The 16,208-nt window shown below is 64.5% G+C and carries 15 protein-coding genes; all 15 read left to right on the top strand.

The genetic code is table 11. The features are described 5' to 3' along the window. Positions 1–97 precede the first annotated feature (97 nt). The 15 genes from ndk to AC56LR_RS11420 all read left to right on the top strand — a co-directional run bounded on the left by ndk (position 98) and on the right by AC56LR_RS11420 (position 16,208). Positions 98–511, top strand: coding sequence for a nucleoside-diphosphate kinase (gene ndk, locus AC56LR_RS11350; RefSeq protein WP_497130389.1), 414 nt, complete (start codon positions 98–100; stop codon positions 509–511). 87 nt (positions 512–598) lie between these two features. Then, positions 599–1,768, top strand: a complete 1,170-nt coding sequence (gene rlmN / locus AC56LR_RS11355; protein ID WP_497130390.1) for a dual-specificity RNA methyltransferase RlmN — start codon at positions 599–601, stop codon at positions 1,766–1,768. Then, positions 1,768–2,556, top strand: a complete 789-nt coding sequence (pilW, locus tag AC56LR_RS11360) for a type IV pilus biogenesis/stability protein PilW (RefSeq protein WP_497130392.1) — start codon at positions 1,768–1,770, stop codon at positions 2,554–2,556. Before rlmN ends, pilW begins: the two co-directional genes overlap by 1 nt. 24 nt (positions 2,557–2,580) lie before the next feature. Further along, a complete protein-coding gene (locus AC56LR_RS11365) occupies positions 2,581–3,570 on the top strand; it encodes a RodZ domain-containing protein (RefSeq protein WP_497130394.1) in 990 nt (329 codons plus the stop codon). A 21-nt stretch (positions 3,571–3,591) separates the two neighbouring features. Further along, positions 3,592–4,875, top strand: a complete 1,284-nt coding sequence (gene ispG, locus AC56LR_RS11370) for a flavodoxin-dependent (E)-4-hydroxy-3-methylbut-2-enyl-diphosphate synthase (protein WP_497130396.1) — start codon at positions 3,592–3,594, stop codon at positions 4,873–4,875. Between the two features lie 52 nt (positions 4,876–4,927). Then, positions 4,928–6,289, top strand: a complete 1,362-nt coding sequence (gene hisS / locus AC56LR_RS11375) for a histidine--tRNA ligase (protein WP_497130397.1) — start codon at positions 4,928–4,930, stop codon at positions 6,287–6,289. Between the two features lie 78 nt (positions 6,290–6,367). Beyond that, entirely contained in the window at positions 6,368–7,042 is a 675-nt protein-coding gene (locus AC56LR_RS11380) for a YfgM family protein (protein WP_497130399.1), read from the top strand. Positions 7,043–7,119: 77 nt separating this feature from the next. Continuing rightward, positions 7,120–8,301 (top strand): outer membrane protein assembly factor BamB, encoded by a 1,182-nt coding sequence (gene bamB / locus AC56LR_RS11385; protein ID WP_497130401.1) that lies wholly within the window; start codon positions 7,120–7,122, stop codon positions 8,299–8,301. Between the two features lie 9 nt (positions 8,302–8,310). Continuing rightward, on the top strand, positions 8,311–9,654 hold the full coding sequence (gene der, locus AC56LR_RS11390) for a ribosome biogenesis GTPase Der (protein ID WP_497130403.1): 1,344 nt from the start codon (positions 8,311–8,313) through the stop codon (positions 9,652–9,654). A 141-nt stretch (positions 9,655–9,795) separates the two neighbouring features. Next, on the top strand, positions 9,796–10,032 hold the full coding sequence (gene hfq / locus AC56LR_RS11395) for an RNA chaperone Hfq (RefSeq protein WP_106756584.1): 237 nt from the start codon (positions 9,796–9,798) through the stop codon (positions 10,030–10,032). Positions 10,033–10,064: 32 nt separating this feature from the next. Further along, complete coding sequence (hflX, locus tag AC56LR_RS11400) at positions 10,065–11,288, top strand: GTPase HflX (protein ID WP_497130498.1); 1,224 nt, start codon at positions 10,065–10,067, stop codon at positions 11,286–11,288. A 3-nt stretch (positions 11,289–11,291) separates the two neighbouring features. Further along, positions 11,292–12,584 carry an FtsH protease activity modulator HflK gene (hflK, locus tag AC56LR_RS11405; RefSeq protein ID WP_497130404.1) on the top strand — a complete coding sequence of 431 codons (1,293 nt, stop codon included), beginning with the start codon at positions 11,292–11,294 and terminating at the stop codon, positions 12,582–12,584. Continuing rightward, the gene (gene hflC / locus AC56LR_RS11410) at positions 12,584–13,456 is read left to right on the top strand and encodes a protease modulator HflC (RefSeq protein ID WP_497130405.1); all 873 of its coding nucleotides are present in this window, start codon (positions 12,584–12,586) and stop codon (positions 13,454–13,456) included. Before hflK ends, hflC begins: the two co-directional genes overlap by 1 nt. 277 nt (positions 13,457–13,733) lie before the next feature. After that, positions 13,734–14,888 carry an ATP phosphoribosyltransferase regulatory subunit gene (locus AC56LR_RS11415; RefSeq protein ID WP_497130407.1) on the top strand — a complete coding sequence of 385 codons (1,155 nt, stop codon included), beginning with the start codon at positions 13,734–13,736 and terminating at the stop codon, positions 14,886–14,888. Between the two features lie 3 nt (positions 14,889–14,891). Next, entirely contained in the window at positions 14,892–16,208 is a 1,317-nt protein-coding gene (locus AC56LR_RS11420; RefSeq protein WP_497130408.1) for an adenylosuccinate synthase, read from the top strand.

Here is a 16,208-nt window from a genome sequence, read left to right on the forward strand (position 1 = left end):
GATGTATGGTAAAATTGAAGGTTGATTGAGCCCCAATTTTGTTCGCGGCGTTCTCAAGAATTTCTCAATTTTAACCTTTCTTTTATTGGAGTTTTACATGGCAATCGAACGCACCCTGTCGATCATCAAACCAGACGCAGTTGCAAAAAACGTCATCGGCCAAATCTACACCCGCTTCGAACAAGCCGGCCTGAAGATCGTCGCAGCCCGCATGACCCAGCTGTCGCGCGAGCAGGCTGAAGGCTTCTACGCTGCCCACAAGGAGCGCGGCTTCTTCAAGGACCTGGTCGACTTCATGGTCTCGGGTCCAGTCATGATCCAGGCCCTGGAAGGCGAGAACGCCGTCCTGAAGCACCGTGACCTGATGGGCGCGACCGATCCGAAGAAAGCAGAAAAAGGCACCATCCGCGCCGATTTCGCCGATTCGATCGATGCCAACGCCGTGCACGGTTCGGACGCTGTCGAAGCCGCACAAGTCGAAATCGCTTACTTCTTCCCAGAACTGAAGTAATCGGCGTCAAGCTTCAAGAACCGCTCGCCCGATGCCCCGGGCCTGGCGAGCGGGGTTTGCATCACTTTTTAGTAATACAGGACAATCATGACGACTCTCACCAACCTGCTGGACTTCGATCCCGCGCAACTGGTCGCTTATTGCGGCGAGCTGGGTGAGAAGCCGTTCCGCGCCAAGCAGCTGCAGCGCTGGATCCACCAGTTCGGCGCCGCCAACTTCGACGACATGACCGATCTGGCCAAGTCGCTGCGCGAAAAGCTCAAGACCCGCGCCACCGTCGAAGCGCCGAAAGCCATCAGCGACCATACCTCGACGGACGGCACCCGCAAGTGGGTGATCGACGTGGGTAATGGCAATGCCGTGGAAACCGTGTTCATCCCGGAAGAAAACCGCGGCACGCTGTGCATCTCGACGCAGGCCGGCTGCGCCGTCAACTGCCGCTTCTGCTCGACGGGCAAGCAGGGCTTCAACCGCAACCTCACTGTCGCCGAGATCATTGGCCAGCTGTGGATGGCCGAGTTCGAATTGCGCAAGACCAAGGGCATCGAGCCCGGCCCGAAGGGCGAGCGCCAGATCACCAACGTGGTGATGATGGGCATGGGCGAGCCGCTGCTCAATTACGAGCCGACCGCCACCGCGCTCAAGATGATGCTCGACGATAACGCCTACGGCCTGTCGCGCCGCCGCGTGACCCTGTCGACTTCCGGCGTGGTGCCGAACATCGACAAGCTGGCGCAAGACGTGCCGGTGGCGCTGGCCGTGTCGCTGCACGCGTCGAACGACGCCCTGCGCGACGTGCTGGTGCCGCTCAATAAAAAATACCCGCTGCGCGAACTGATGGCTGCGTGCAAGCGCTACCTCGAATTCGCGCCGCGCGACTTCATCACCTTCGAATACTGCATGCTCGACAACTACAACGATAGCGACGAGCATGCGCGCGAACTGATCGCCCTGGTCACCGACCCGGTGGTGGGCCTGAACTGCAAGTTCAACCTGATCCCGTTCAACCCGTTCCCGGAATCGGGCCTGTTCCGCTCGAAGAACCCGCGCATCAAGGCCTTCGCGCAGATCCTGATGGATGCCGGCATCGTCACCACCGTGCGCAAGACGCGCGGCGACGACATCGACGCCGCCTGCGGCCAGCTGGCCGGCGAAGTGCAGGACCGCACCCGCGTGGCCGAGCGCATGGAAAAGATGGCCGAGTACCAGAAAAAGTTCGGCGCCGACTTCGGACGCATCGTGGAGATCCCGTCCTGATGTTGCGCGCCGGCCGCGTCGCCATCGTTTTCGCCTCCTGCCTGCTGGCGGCCTGCGCCAGCCCAGGCAGCGGGGAGCTGAAAACCGCGTCCGACCAGACCGCGGCGGAAAAGCGCGCCTCGATCCGCGTCCAGCTGGCCGTCGGCTACTACCAGGACGGCAAGTACGAAATCGCGCTGGACGAAGTCAAGCAGGCGATCGCGGCCGAGCCCGGCAATGCCGAGGCCTTCGGCCTGCGCGCCCTGATCTACACCGCCATGGGCCAGCTGCCGCTGGCCGACGAGAATTACCAGCAGGCGCTGCGGCTCGAGCCGGGCAACCCCGAGCTGTCCAACAACTACGGCTCCTTCCTGTGCCAGTCGCTGGGCAAGCCGGCCCAGGCCATGCCGTATTTCGACGCCGCGCTGCGCAACCGCGCCTATCAGACGCCGGTGAGCGCGCTGGTCAATGCCGGCATGTGCAGCATCCGCAACAAGAATGGCGAAGCCGCCGAGCGCTACCTGCTCGAGGCCTTGCGCTACAACCCCGACCTGCAGGCCACGAACGTGGGCCTGGCGCGGATTTACTACGAGCGGCGCGATTACACCCGCGCCGGTTTTTTCATTAACCGCCTGGTCGAGAGCTCGAAGCTCGACACGCTGTCGGCCGACGCGCTCTGGCTTGCGATGCGCGTACAGCGCAAGCTGGGCGACCGCAGCCGCGAGGCCAGCCTGGCCGCGCAATTGCGGCGGCGCTTCCCGGGTTCGCCCGAGTACATGGCCTTCGAGCGCGGCGCGTTTGATGAGTGACACTAGCAGAGTGAGACGAGGACAATGAACGAGCATGCAGACCAGCCCGCGACCCCGGGCAACGACGCCGGACTCCCTGGACCGACCCTGCAGTCCCAGCGCGAAGCGATGGGCTGGAGCGTCGAGCAGGTGGCCGATCAGCTGAAACTGGCGCCGCGCCAGGTGGTGGCGCTGGAAGCCGGCGATTACGCATCGCTGCCGAGCCCGGCCGTGACGCGCGGTTTCGTGCGCGCCTATGCCAAGCTCCTGAAAATCGACGCGGCCCCGCTGGTGGCCAAGATCGAAATGAACATGCCCCCTGAAGCGCAAGCCGGCGCCAGCGCCTCGCTGCCGCGCCGTGAGCAGCGCCCGGCCGCGTTCTCGCAAAGCCGCTTCCCGATCGGCGGCAAGCGCTCGCGCGTGCCGGTCGGCCTGATCGCCGGCGCCATCGCCGTGGTCGCCGCCGGCGCCGCGCTCTGGCATTTCGGCCTGATCCCGGGCAGCCGCCAGGAAGCCGACAGCGGCGCCGTGCTCGAGACCCCAGTCATCACCACGACCCCGGGCGCCGCAGCGCCAGCCGGCCAGGATCCGCTGCTGAACCCATCGGTGCCGCTGATCTCGGTGCCGGCGCCGGGTTCGGAAAACACCGCGCCTGCGACTGCGCCTGCGACCGCGCCGGCCACCACGCCGGCAGCACCGGCGGCCACGACGCCTGCCACCGCTCCCGGCCCGGCGCCTGCCGCCACGCCGCCTGGCGCCGCGCCTGCGACCCCGGTCGCCACAGCGCCGGCCGGCGCCGGCGCGCTGGTCTTCAACGTGCGCGAAGACGCCTGGATCGACGTGCGTCCGGCCAAGGGCGGCAAGCCGCTGATCTCGCGCCTGGTCAAGGCCGGCTCGACCGAAACCATCGAGGTCGCCGAACCGGTCAAACTGGTGGTCGGCAATCCGTCGGCCGTCTCCGCCACCTGGCGCGGCGCCGACGTCGCACTGCCGCAGGTAGCGGGCAAGACCGTCGCCCGCGTCGCCCTGAATTAAAGTCCGAGCATGGAACAGAACATGATGTTGAACGCGCCCTGCCTGGGCGAGCCGATTCCTTCGGGGCCGCAGCAGCGCCTCCTGCGCCGCAAGGTAGCGGTCTCGCACGGCGCACGCACCGTCTGGGTCGGCGGCGACGCGCCGGTGGTGGTGCAGTCGATGACCAATACCGACACCGCCGACGCGATCGGCACCGCGATCCAGGTGAAGGAACTGGCGCGCGCCGGTTCCGAGATCGTGCGCATTACCGTGGACACCCCGGCGGCGGCGGCTGCCGTGCCGGCCATCCGCGAGCAGCTCGACCGCATGGAAGTCGACACCCCGCTGGTGGGCGACTTCCACTACAACGGCCACCTGCTGCTGCGCGACTATCCCGAATGCGCGCAGGCGCTGTCGAAATACCGCATCAACCCGGGCAACGTGGGGCAGGGCGCCAAGCGCGACACCCAGTTCGCCCAGATGATCGAGATCGCCGCGAAATACAACAAGCCGGTGCGCATCGGCGTGAACTGGGGCAGCCTGGACCAGTCCCTCCTGGCGCGCATCATGGACGAGAACGCCTCGCGCGCCACGCCATGGACGGCCCAGGCCGTGATGTACGAAGCCTTGATCACCTCGGCCATCGAGAACGCGATGCGCGCAGAAGAAGTGGGCCTGGCGCGCGACAAGATCATCTTGTCGTGCAAGGTGTCGGGCGTGCAGGACCTGATCGCGGTCTACCGCGAACTGGCGCGCCGCTGCGACTATCCGCTGCACCTCGGCCTGACCGAAGCCGGCATGGGCAGCAAGGGCATCGTCGCCTCCACCGCGGCCCTGTCCGTGCTGCTGCAGGAAGGCATCGGCGACACTATCCGCATTTCGCTGACCCCGGAACCGGGGGGCGATCGCACCCGCGAAGTCGTGGTCGGCCAAGAGATTTTGCAGACCATGGGCCTGCGCAAGTTCACCCCGATGGTGATCGCCTGCCCGGGCTGCGGGCGCACGACTTCGACCGTGTTCCAGGAACTGGCCGACAACATCCAGACCTTCCTGCGCGATTCGATGCCGGAATGGAAAAAGCTGTATCCGGGCGTGGAAGCGATGAACGTGGCCGTGATGGGCTGCATCGTGAACGGCCCGGGCGAATCGAAGCACGCGAACATCGGCATCAGCCTGCCGGGTACGGGCGAGTCGCCGGCGGCGCCGGTGTTCGTCGATGGGCAGAAGTTCGCAACCTTGCGCGGCGAGCGGATCGTGGACGAGTTCAAGACCATCGTGCTCAATTACGTCGAGAAAAATTACAGCCGCGAGGCGAATACCGTCTAACCCGTAGGGTGGTCGGCGAAGCCGGGCACCCTACGAAAAGCGAGATAACAATATGTCCAAACCAGAAAAAATCCTCGCCGTCAAAGGCATGAACGACATCCTCCCGCAGGATGCCCCGATGTGGGAGCTGTTCGAGAACACCGCCGAGACCATCCTGAAAAGCTACGGCTACCAGAAGATCGTCACCCCGATCCTCGAGGACACGTCTTTGTTCGCGCGCGCCATCGGCGCCGTCACCGACATCGTCGAGAAGGAGATGTATTCCTTCACCGATTCGATGAACGGCGACCAGCTGACCCTGCGTCCGGAAGGCACGGCCAGCGTCGTGCGCGCGGTGCTCGAACATAACCTGGTCTACGACGGCCCGAAACGCATGTGGTACAAGGGCCCGATGTTCCGCCACGAGCGTCCGCAGCGCGGCCGCTACCGCCAGTTCTTCCAGTTCGGCGCGGAAGCCGTCGGTTTTTCCGGCCCGGACATCGACGCCGAACTGATCATGCTGTGCCGCCGCCTCTGGGATGACCTGGGCCTGCAGAACGTGCGCCTGGAACTGAACTCGATCGGCAATGCCGACGAGCGCCAGCGCCACCGCGCCGACCTGATCGCCTATTTCGAAGCCAACGAAGCGGTGCTCGATGCCGAGGCCAAGCGCCGCCTGCACAGCAACCCGCTGCGCATCCTCGATACGAAAAACCCGGCCATGCAGGAGATGGTCAACGGCGCGCCGAAGCTGCTGGACTACCTGGGCGAAGAATCCCTGGCCCACCTGGAAGGCCTGAAGAAGATCCTGGATCGCAACGCGGTGCAGTACACCATCAACCCGCGCCTGGTACGCGGCCTGGATTACTACAACCGCACCGTGTTCGAATGGGTGACTGACGAACTTGGCGCCCAGGGCACGATCTGCGCCGGTGGCCGCTACGACCCGCTGATCGAGCAGTTCGGCGGCAAGGCCACCCCGGCGGTGGGTTTTGCGATGGGCATGGAGCGCATCATCGAGCTGATGAAGGGCCTGGGCGAGACGCAGGCGCCGAGCCAATGCGACGTTTACATGGTCCACCAGGGAGAGCAAGCGCAGGCGCAATCCTTCATCCTGGCCGAGCGCCTCCGCGATGCCGGCCTGGATGTTGTGTTACATTGCGCGACACCGAGTGGCGCCGGCAGTTTCAAGAGCCAGATGAAGAAGGCCGACGGCAGCGGTGCTGCCTTTGCCGTGATCATCGGCGACGACGAGATGGCCGCTGAAAAGGCCGCCGTCAAGGCGATGCGCGGGGAAGCAGGCGAGCAGCAGCAGGCCAGCGTGCCCTTCCTGGAAGTGGTCGATTACGTGGTCGACCAGATTGTCGGCGGCGGCGGCGAACACGACTGCGTCGACGAAAATTGCAACGAGCACGGGCATCACCACCGTCCGTAAGCGAAGGCGCCGGGCAGCAGCGCCAACCAGGAACACCTTCAATAACAACCGAGTAACAACTAAAAGCTAGAGCAGACAATGGCATACGATCTCGAAGAACAGGAACAGATAGCGACCTTCAAGGCCTTTTGGTCGCGTTTCGGCAACCTCATCACCTGGGTGCTGATTGCCGCACTCGGTTCCTACGCCGCGTATAACTTCTGGAATTCGCACAAGCGCACCCAGGCCGTCGAAGCCTCGGCCCTGTACGACGAACTGCAAGCCGCGGTCAGCGCGAGCGACAACGCGAAAGCCCAGCGCATCGCCGCCGACATGCAGAAGAAATACGAGAACACGGCCTATGCGCAGATGGCTGCCCTGGGCGCGGCCAAGACCGCCTTTGAAGCGAACGACCTGAAGGCCGCGCGCACCCAGCTGCAATGGGTGGCGGACCACGGCAACGACGAGTACAAGTCGATCGCGAAACTGCGCCTGGCCGGCGTGCTGCTCGACGAAAAATCCTACGACGCCGCGCTCAAGCTGCTGAACGAATCCTTCCCGGTGCAGTTCACCGCGGCCGTCGCCGACCGCAAGGGCGATGTGCTGGTGGCGCAGAACAAGCTGGCCGAAGCGCGCCAGGCCTATGTCGCCGCGCTGGCCGCGATGCCGAAGGAAAATCCGGGCCGCCAGCTGGTGACGGTCAAGCTCGAAGCCATCGGCGGCACTGCGCCGGTCGATGCAAAAGACACGAAAGACGCGAAAGCAGCCGCGTAACTATCCAAGATTGACAGGCCCGCGCACGCTGTCGCAGCGCGCGCGGGCTTTGCGTCCTCTACACAAGGTAAAAGAATATGCGTATTAGCAGCAAGCTTGTTGGTGTTGGCGTTCTGGCCCTGATGACGGGCTGCTCGAGCATGAGCCCGAGCAGCGCGATCAATAAACTCAGCGGGCTCAATCCTTTCGCTTCGAAAAGCAAGACCGACCAGCCGGCGCCGCTCGTCGAACTCAAGGGCACGATGGCCGTGCGCACCGCATGGAAGCTCGACATCGGCAAGGCCGGCAGCTACCAGTTCTCGCCTGCGCTGGCCGGCAATACCGTGGTGGTCGCCGGCGGCAATGGCGACATTGCACGCGTGGAAGCGGCCACCGGCCGCCAGATCTGGCGCACCAAGGCCGGCACCGATCTGTCGGCGGGCGTGGGCACCGACGGCAACCTGATCGTGGTCGGCGGCACCAAGGGCATGCTGCTGGCCTTCGACATGGACGGCAAGCCGCTGTGGAAGTCGCAGCTGTCGAGCGAAATCCTGTCGGCGCCGGTCGTCGGGCAGGGCGTGGTCGTCGCGCGCAGCCTGGACAACCGCGTCGTCGGCTTCGATGCCAAAACCGGCGAAAAGAAATGGACCGTGCAGCGCGTCTCGCCGCCGCTGACCCTGCGCAATGCGCCGGGCATGGTGGTGGCCGGCAACGACGTCATCATCGCCCAGCCGGGCGGTAAATTGTCTTCGTTCATCCTGGCCACCGGCGCGCCGCGCTGGGACGTCGAGGTGGGCGTGGCGCGCGGCACGACCGAACTCGAGCGCGTGACCGATATCGGCGGCGCCCCTGTGCTGTTCGAGAACGACGTCTGCGCCGTGTCCTACCAGGGCCGGGTCGGCTGCTTCGACCTTGCTGCCGGTACCGTAAAATGGACCCGCGACCTGTCGTCGGAAGCCGGCGTGGCCGTCGACCAGCGCTTCGTTTTCGCACCCGATGACAAGGGCGCGCTGCTCGCCTTCAACCGCGATACCGGCGCATCAAGCTGGAAGAACGACAAGCTGGCCTTCCGCCGCCTGTCCACGCCGCTGTCGTATGGCCGCACGGTTGCGGTCGGCGACTACCAGGGCATCGTGCATTTCCTGTCGCGCGAGGATGGCTCGTTCCTGGCGCGCGCCGCAACAGACGGCAGCCCGATCAGCGGCACCCCCGTGGTGGCTGGATCGCACCTGATTTTTCAAACACAAAATGGAACTGTGACCGCTATCGCGGTCGAATAGAATATCTACATGAAGCCGGTAATCGCACTCGTAGGTCGCCCGAATGTCGGGAAGTCGACCCTGTTCAACCGCCTGACGCGTTCGCGGGACGCGCTGGTGGCCGATCTCCCCGGCCTGACCCGCGACCGCCACTATGGCGAAGGCCGGATCGGTGAACGTCCCTTCCTGGTCATCGACACGGGCGGCTTCGAGCCGGTCGCAAAAGAAGGCATCATGTTCGAAATGGCGCTGCAGACGCGCCAGGCCGTGGCCGAAGCCGACGTCGTCGTCTTCATCGTCGACGGCCGCCAGGGCATGACCCCGCACGACAAGACCATCACGGATTACCTGCGCAAGACGGGCCGCAAGGTCATGCTCGTGGTGAATAAATCCGAGGGCATGAAATACACCTCCGTCACCGCCGACTTCTACGAGCTCGGCATGGGCGACCCGTATGTCATTTCCGCCGCCCACGGCGACGGCGTGACCGACCTCGTCAACGAGGCGCTCGATTTCGCCTTCGCCGCCCGTCCCGATGCCGAGCAGATGGGCGAGCACGTCGACCATGGCGTGAAAATCGCCATCGTCGGCCGCCCGAACGTCGGCAAGTCCACGCTGATCAACACCCTGGTCGGCGAGCAGCGCGTGATCGCCTTCGACATGCCGGGCACCACCCGCGACTCGATCGAAGTGCCGTTCGAACGCGAAGGCAAGCAATACACCCTGATCGACACCGCCGGCATCCGCCGCCGCGGCAAGGTGTTCGAAGCCATCGAGAAGTTCTCGGTGGTCAAGACCATGCAGTCGATCTCGGACGCCAACGTCGTCGTGCTGCTGCTCGACGCCCAGCAAGATATCTCGGAACAAGACGCGCACATTGCCGGCTTCATCCTGGAGTCGGGCAGGGCGCTGGTGGTGGCCGTCAACAAGTGGGACGGTCTGCAGTCGGACGACCGCGACGAAGTCAAGATCGACCTCGACCGCAAGCTCGACTTCCTCTCGTTCGCCAAGACCCACTTTATTTCGGCACTGAAGGGTACCGGCATCTCGCAGCTGATGAAGTCGGTGGATGCAGCCTATGCCGCCGCGACCGCCAACCTGTCGACCCCGCGCCTGACCCGCGCGCTGCAGGAAGCCATCGAGAAGCAGGAGCCCAAGCGCAAGGGCAGCACCCGTCCGAAGATGCGCTACGCCCACCAGGGCGGCCAGAATCCGCCGATCATCGTCATCCACGGTAACGCCCTGGATGCCGTCAGCGAGCCGTACAAGCGCTATCTCGAACGCCATTTCCGCGACACATTCAACCTGGTCGGCACGCCTGTGCGCATCGAGCTCAAGAGCGGCAAGAACCCATTCGCGCGGGAACAGAAATAGCCGTAGCAGTACGACAAAAAGTGGCAAAACAGGTTACAGTAAGTTTAGGGCCGTCATTCGCGAGAGCAGAATGGGGCCCAAGCACTTGAAAACCGGCAAATCGCCTCAAACTTTTAACTACAACAACATTACGGAGCTGTTATGAGCAACAAAGGGCAACTGTTACAAGACCCATTCCTGAACGCATTGCGTAAGGAGCACGTCCCCGTCTCCATCTACCTGGTCAACGGCATCAAACTGCAAGGCCATATCGAATCCTTCGACCAGTACGTCGTCCTGCTTCGTAACACCGTGACCCAGATGGTCTACAAGCACGCCATTTCCACCGTCGTCCCGGCCCGCGCCGTCAATCTCAACCTCGACCCAGAAGCCGAGTAAGGCCGATGGCTGACGCCCCCGGCATTCCCAGCATGCGCGCAGCGCTGGTCGGCATCGATTTCGGTGCCGGCGACTTCAACGCCAGCCTCGAAGAGCTGTCGCTCCTTGCGCGTTCCGCCGGCGCCGACCCGATCACCACGATTACGGCCAAGCGCAGCAGCCCCGATGCCGCCTTTTTCGTCGGCAGCGGCAAGGCCGACGAAATCAAGATGGCCTGCAAGGTCGACGGCATCGAGCTGGTCATCTTCAACCACGCATTGTCCCCCGCACAGCAGCGTAACCTCGAGCGCCGTCTCGAAGTCGGCGTGGTCGACCGCACCAGCCTGATCCTCGACATCTTCGCCCAGCGCGCCAAGAGCCACGAGGGCAAGCTCCAGGTCGAACTGGCCCAGCTGCAGCACCTGGCCACCCGCCTGATCCGCGGCTGGACCCACCTCGAACGTCAAAAGGGCGGTATCGGCCTGCGCGGCCCCGGCGAAACCCAGCTCGAGACCGACCGCCGCCTGATCGGCGAGCGGGTCAAGCAACTGCGCACCCGTTTAACGAAGCTGCGCAAGCAGCACGAAACCCAGCGCCGCGCGCGCGGGCGCAACCAGACTTTCTCCGTGTCGCTGGTCGGCTATACCAATGCCGGCAAGTCCACCTTGTTCAACACGCTCACCAAGGCCGGCGTGTATGTTGCAAACCAGCTGTTCGCCACGCTCGACACCACCAGCCGCCGCCTCTACCTGGGCGACGAGGTGGGCAGCGTCGTCATGTCCGATACCGTCGGCTTCGTGCGCGAACTGCCGCACCAGTTGGTGGCGGCTTTCCGCGCCACGCTCGAAGAAACCATCCACGCCGACCTGCTGCTGCACGTGGTCGATGGCAATTCGCCGGTGCGCATGGAACAGATCGAACAGGTCAACGAGGTCTTGCGCGAGATCGGCGCCGACCACATTCCACAAATCCTGGTATGGAACAAGATCGATGCGGCCGGGCTGGAGCCCGGGGTGGAACGTGATGAGTATGATAAGATCAGCCGCGTTTTCATCAGCGCCCACAGCGGCGCCGGCCTGGACCTGCTGCGCGACGCGATCGTCGAGTCGGCCAAGGCGGCGCCAGGCCTGAAGCATGCAAAAGAAGCGCAGTCCGACGCCGACGACGAAGAGCACGACGACTTCGACGATTTCGACGACGAGGAGCCCCCGGTGGACGGCTCCCCTGACGGTCCTGCCGATAATATGACAACCACCACCCATGTCGGGCCACACTAGCCTATGCTCGTTTCTTTACTCAAGCGTTGCGGCATCAAATTGTCGCTGAACGATCCACGCTGGGGCCACAAGCCCGGCGGTGACCACAAGGCCCAGGAGGGCCGCCGGCCGGGTGAAGGCCCGCCGGACCTCGATCAACTCTGGCGCGACTTCAATGCGCGCCTGAACCGCCTGTTCGGTTCGCGCGGCAATGGCAACGGCAGCGGCGATGGCGGCGGTGGTCCCGCCGGCCGCGGCGACATGCGCGGCGCCAGCGTCACCGCCGGCGTGGTGGCGGTCATCGTCGGCCTGATCTGGCTGGCCAGCGGCGCCTTCATCGTGCAAGAAGGCCAGACCGGGGTGGTCACCACCTTCGGCAAGCTCAGCCACACTACCGGCGCCGGCTTCAACTGGCGCTGGCCGTACCCGATCCAGGCCCACGAGACCGTCAACGTCTCGCAGATCCGCACCGCCGAAATCGGCTACCGCGCCAACGTCCGCAACAAGCAGCCTCAAGAAGCCCTAATGCTGACCGACGACGAGAACATCATCGACATCCAGTTCGCCGTGCAGTACACGCTGAAGGATCCGGTCATGTGGCTGTACAACAACCGCGAGAACGACGAGACGGTGCGCCAGGTCGCCGAGACCGCGATCCGCGAGGTGGTCGGCAAGAACAAGATGGACTTCGTGCTGTACGAGGGCCGCGAGAAGGTCGCGGTCGACGTGCACCAGATGATGCAGACCATCGTCGACCGCTACAAGCTGGGCGCCTTGATCACCAACGTGACCATGCAGGCGGTGCAGCCGCCGGAACAGGTGCAGAACTCCTTCGACGACGCCGTCAAGGCCGGCCAGGACCGCGCCCGCGCCAAGAACGAAGGCGAAGCCTATGCCAACCAGGTGATCCCGCAGGCGCGCGGCCAGGCCTTCCGCCTGATGCAGGACGCCGAAGCCTACCGCTCGATGGTGGTGGAAAACGCGACCGGTAACGCCTCGCGCTTCGACCAGGTGGTGGCGGCCTACGGCAAGGCCCCGGCCGTGACCCGCGACCGCATGTACATCGACACCATGCAGCAGATCTTCTCCAACACCAGCAAGGTGATGGTCGATTCGCGCGCGGGCAACCCGATGATCTACCTGCCGCTCGACAAACTCATTGGCCAGCACGCCGGCAGCGAAGGCGTCGGCAGCAAGTCCGGACCGGTGCAGGTGCCGCAGTCCGCGCCGCCGTCGGACGTCATGCAAGCCATGGACTCGGTGCGTCACCGCGACGACCGCGCCCGCGATTCCTCACGTGACCGGGAGAGCCGTTAATGAACCGCCTCGTAACTTTATTTGTGGCGGGCTTCATTGCCCTGATGCTGCTCTCGTCCACCATCTTCGTGGTCGACCAGCGCCGCTTCGCCATCGTCTTCGCCCTGGGCCAGGTGAAGAGCGTGATCACCGAGCCGGGCCTGCATTTCAAGCTGCCGCCGCCTTTCCAGAACGTGATTTACCTGGACAAGCGCATCCTCACGCTCGACACGCCTGACGCCGACCGCTTCATCACGGCCGAGAAGAAGAACATCCTGGTCGATGCCTTCATGAAGTGGCGCATCACCGATCCGCGCCTGTATTTCGTCAGCTTCGGCGGCGACGAAAGCCGCGCCCGCGACCGCCTGTCGCAGATCATCAAGGCGGCCCTGAACGACGAGATCACCAAGCGCACCGTGCGCGAAGTGATTTCCGGCGAGCGTGGCCGCGTGATGGAAGCGGTCAAAGAGAAGGTCGTGGCCGAAGCGAAAGAGATCGGCGTGGGCGTGGTGGACGTGCGCCTCAAGCGCGTCGACTACATCGAGCAGATCAACAACTCGGTCTACGAACGCATGAAGGCCGAGCGTACCCGCGTGGCCAACGAACTGCGCTCGACGGGCGCCGCCGAATCCGAGCAGATCCGCGCCGACGCCGACCGTCAGCGCACCGTGATCATCGCCGAAGCCTTCCGCGAGGCCGAGAAGATCAAGGGCGACGGCGACGCCAAGGCATCGGTGATCTATGCCGAATCGTTCGGCAAGAATCCGGAGTTCGCGAAGTTCTACCGTTCTTTGGAAGCCTACCGCGCCACGTTCAAGAGCCGCAGCGACGTGATGGTGGTGGATCCGAATTCGGAGTTCTTCAAGTATTTCAAGGCGCCGGGCAGTAAGTAATTCTTTTCGCGCTGACGTAACGCCGCGAAATTGGGTCCCGGCCTTGGCCGGGACCCAATTTTGTCGAAGGCCCATTTGCTCAACGGTATATACAAGCGTATCAACGAGGCGCTGTGGCAACCCAGAACCGCTGTCAACCCAACATCCCCCGCCTACACCTGCCCATTTTCGGGTAAAATTGCCGATTCGGCGCTCGCACCGTGCGTCAGCACGCCGGTTGTCCGTACCCCTGCGTGCTAGTCCTTGCTCTTAAAACACAACCCGTTAGCTGTCGCCCATGCCGAACTGGCTTTTGCCCGAGAATATCGCTGATGTCTTGCCGTCCGAAGCGCGCAAGATCGAGGATCTGCGCCGCAAGATGCTCGATACCTTCCGCCTGTACGGTTACGAACTGGTGATGCCGCCACTGCTCGAATACGTCGAGTCGCTGCTGGCCGGGGCAGGGCAGGACAGCGAGCTGCGCACCTTCAAGGTGGTCGACCAGATCTCCGGCCGCCTGCTCGGCCTGCGCGCCGACATGACGACGCAGGTCGCCCGCATCGACGCCCATTTGCTCAACCGCGAATCCGTCACCCGCCTGTGCTATGCCGGCAGCGTGCTGCACACCCGTCCGTCCGGCCTGCACGCCACGCGCGAGCCGATCCAGATCGGTTGCGAGATCTACGGTCACGCCGGACTGGAAGCCGACGCCGAGATCCAGGAACTCGCATTGGGCTCGCTGGCGCTGGCCGGCTTCAACGACGTGCGCCTGGACCTGTGCCACGTCGGCATCCTGCGCGCCATCCTGGGCGACGACCCGCAGGCGCGCCGCGACGAAGCCCAGCTCACCTGCCTGCTGCGCGCCAAGGATGCGCCGGGCCTGGACGAATTGACGCAACATTACTTGCCGGGCACGCGCCAGGCGCTGCTGGCGCTGCCGCACCTGTACGGCGATGTCGAGGTGCTGGCGCGCGCGAAAGAAGCGCTGCCGCCGCTAGCGGGCATCACCCGCGCACTGAGCGAACTGGCCGCGCTCGCGGCCTGCGCCATCGGCCGCGCCGAAGTCGCGATCGACCTGGCCGACCTGCGCGGCTACCAGTACGAAAGCGGCGCCATGTTCGCGCTCTACGTGCCGGGCCTGCCGAACGCGGTGGCGCGCGGCGGGCGCTACGACCACGTCGGCGAAGCCTTCGGCCGGGCACGTCCCGCCACCGGTTTCTCGCTCGACCTGCGCGAACTGGCGCGGTTGCTGCCGACGGCCGAGCGCAAGCATTCCATCCGCGCGCCCTGGGGCAATGCCCCGGAGCTGCGGGAAGAAATCGCTGAACTGCGGAATAGCGGTGAAGTCGTGATCCAGTCCATGCCGGGTCACGACAATGTTCAGGACGAGTTCGAGTGCGACCGCGTGCTCGTCCTCGAAAACGGAAATTGGATTCTCAAAAACTTAGGTTAAGTGATGTCAAATACTAACGTGGCAAAGAACGTCGTTGTCATCGGCACCCAGTGGGGCGATGAGGGCAAGGGTAAGATCGTCGATTGGCTGACCGACCATGCGGCCGGCGTCGTCCGTTTCCAGGGCGGCCATAACGCGGGCCACACGCTCGTGATCAAGGGCCAGAAAACCGCGCTGCAGCTGATCCCGTCGGGCATCATGCGCGAAGGCGTGGCCTGCTACATCGGCAACGGCGTGGTCGTGTCGGTCCCGGACGTGCTGCGCGAAATCGACAAGCTGGCCGCGGCCGGGGTCGAAGTCGTGTCGCGCCTGAAGATCTCGGAAGCCTGCCCGGTCATCCTGCCTTACCACGTCGCCATCGACAAGGCGCGCGAAGCCAAGCGCGGCGAGAACAAGATCGGCACCACCGGCAAGGGCATCGGCCCGGCCTACGAAGACAAGGTCGCGCGCCGGGCGATTCGCATCGCCGACATGCTCAACGCCGAGCGCTTCGCCGAGAAGCTCAAGGAAAACCTCGATTACCACAACTTCGTGCTGACCAATTACCTGGGCGCCGAAGCAGTCGACTTCCAGCAAACCTACGACGACGCGATGGCCCTGGTCCCGCGCCTGCGCCCGATGGTCGGCGATGTCTCGTCGGCACTGTACGCTGCCCACAAGGCCGGCGGCAGCCTGCTGTTCGAAGGCGCGCAAGGCTCGCTGCTCGACGTCGACCACGGCACCTATCCGTTCGTCACCTCGTCGAACTGCGTGGCCGGCAACGCCGCCGCCGGCGCCGGCGTCGGTCCTGGCATGCTGCACTACATCATGGGCATCACCAAGGCCTACACCACCCGCGTCGGCTCGGGCCCGTTCCCGGCCGAACTGCCGACCGATGCAGGCGTCGGCGAGCACCTGTCGCGCGTCGGCCATGAATTCGGCACCGTGACCGGCCGCGCCCGCCGCTGCGGCTGGTTCGACGCCGCGCTGCTGCGCCGCTCGGTCCAGATCAACGGCGTGTCGGGCATGTGCCTGACCAAGCTCGACGTGCTCGATGGTATCGAATCGCTCAAGCTGTGCACCGGCTACAAGATCGACGGCCGCGATGTCGACATCTTCCCGGTCGGCGCCGAAGAAGCCGCCCTGTGCGTGCCGGTCTACGAAGAGATGCCGGGCTGGACCGAATCGACCGTCGGCGCCAGGTCGATGGAAGAGCTGCCGGCCAACGCCCGTGCCTACATCAAGCGCATCGAAGAGCTGGTGGGCGTGCCGATCGACATGGTGTCGACCGGTCCGGACCGCGAAGAGACGATCGTGCTGCGCCATCCGTTCGCAGCCTGA

This window comes from Telluria sp. ZT3P39 (assembly GCF_059685935.1).

Bases quoted from the DNA above. Each gene is read 5' to 3' on its own strand.
- ndk (WP_497130389.1), top strand. From the start codon at position 98: ATGGCAATCGAACGCACCCTGTCGATCATCAAACCAGACGCAGTTGCA.
- rlmN (WP_497130390.1), top strand. From the start codon at position 599: ATGACGACTCTCACCAACCTGCTGGACTTCGATCCCGCGCAACTGGTC.
- pilW (WP_497130392.1), top strand. From the start codon at position 1,768: ATGTTGCGCGCCGGCCGCGTCGCCATCGTTTTCGCCTCCTGCCTGCTG.
- AC56LR_RS11365 (WP_497130394.1), top strand. From the start codon at position 2,581: ATGAACGAGCATGCAGACCAGCCCGCGACCCCGGGCAACGACGCCGGA.
- ispG (WP_497130396.1), top strand. From the start codon at position 3,592: ATGATGTTGAACGCGCCCTGCCTGGGCGAGCCGATTCCTTCGGGGCCG.
- hisS (WP_497130397.1), top strand. From the start codon at position 4,928: ATGTCCAAACCAGAAAAAATCCTCGCCGTCAAAGGCATGAACGACATC.
- AC56LR_RS11380 (WP_497130399.1), top strand. From the start codon at position 6,368: ATGGCATACGATCTCGAAGAACAGGAACAGATAGCGACCTTCAAGGCC.
- bamB (WP_497130401.1), top strand. From the start codon at position 7,120: ATGCGTATTAGCAGCAAGCTTGTTGGTGTTGGCGTTCTGGCCCTGATG.
- der (WP_497130403.1), top strand. From the start codon at position 8,311: ATGAAGCCGGTAATCGCACTCGTAGGTCGCCCGAATGTCGGGAAGTCG.
- hfq (WP_106756584.1), top strand. From the start codon at position 9,796: ATGAGCAACAAAGGGCAACTGTTACAAGACCCATTCCTGAACGCATTG.
- hflX (WP_497130498.1), top strand. From the start codon at position 10,065: ATGCGCGCAGCGCTGGTCGGCATCGATTTCGGTGCCGGCGACTTCAAC.
- hflK (WP_497130404.1), top strand. From the start codon at position 11,292: ATGCTCGTTTCTTTACTCAAGCGTTGCGGCATCAAATTGTCGCTGAAC.
- hflC (WP_497130405.1), top strand. From the start codon at position 12,584: ATGAACCGCCTCGTAACTTTATTTGTGGCGGGCTTCATTGCCCTGATG.
- AC56LR_RS11415 (WP_497130407.1), top strand. From the start codon at position 13,734: ATGCCGAACTGGCTTTTGCCCGAGAATATCGCTGATGTCTTGCCGTCC.
- AC56LR_RS11420 (WP_497130408.1), top strand. From the start codon at position 14,892: ATGTCAAATACTAACGTGGCAAAGAACGTCGTTGTCATCGGCACCCAG.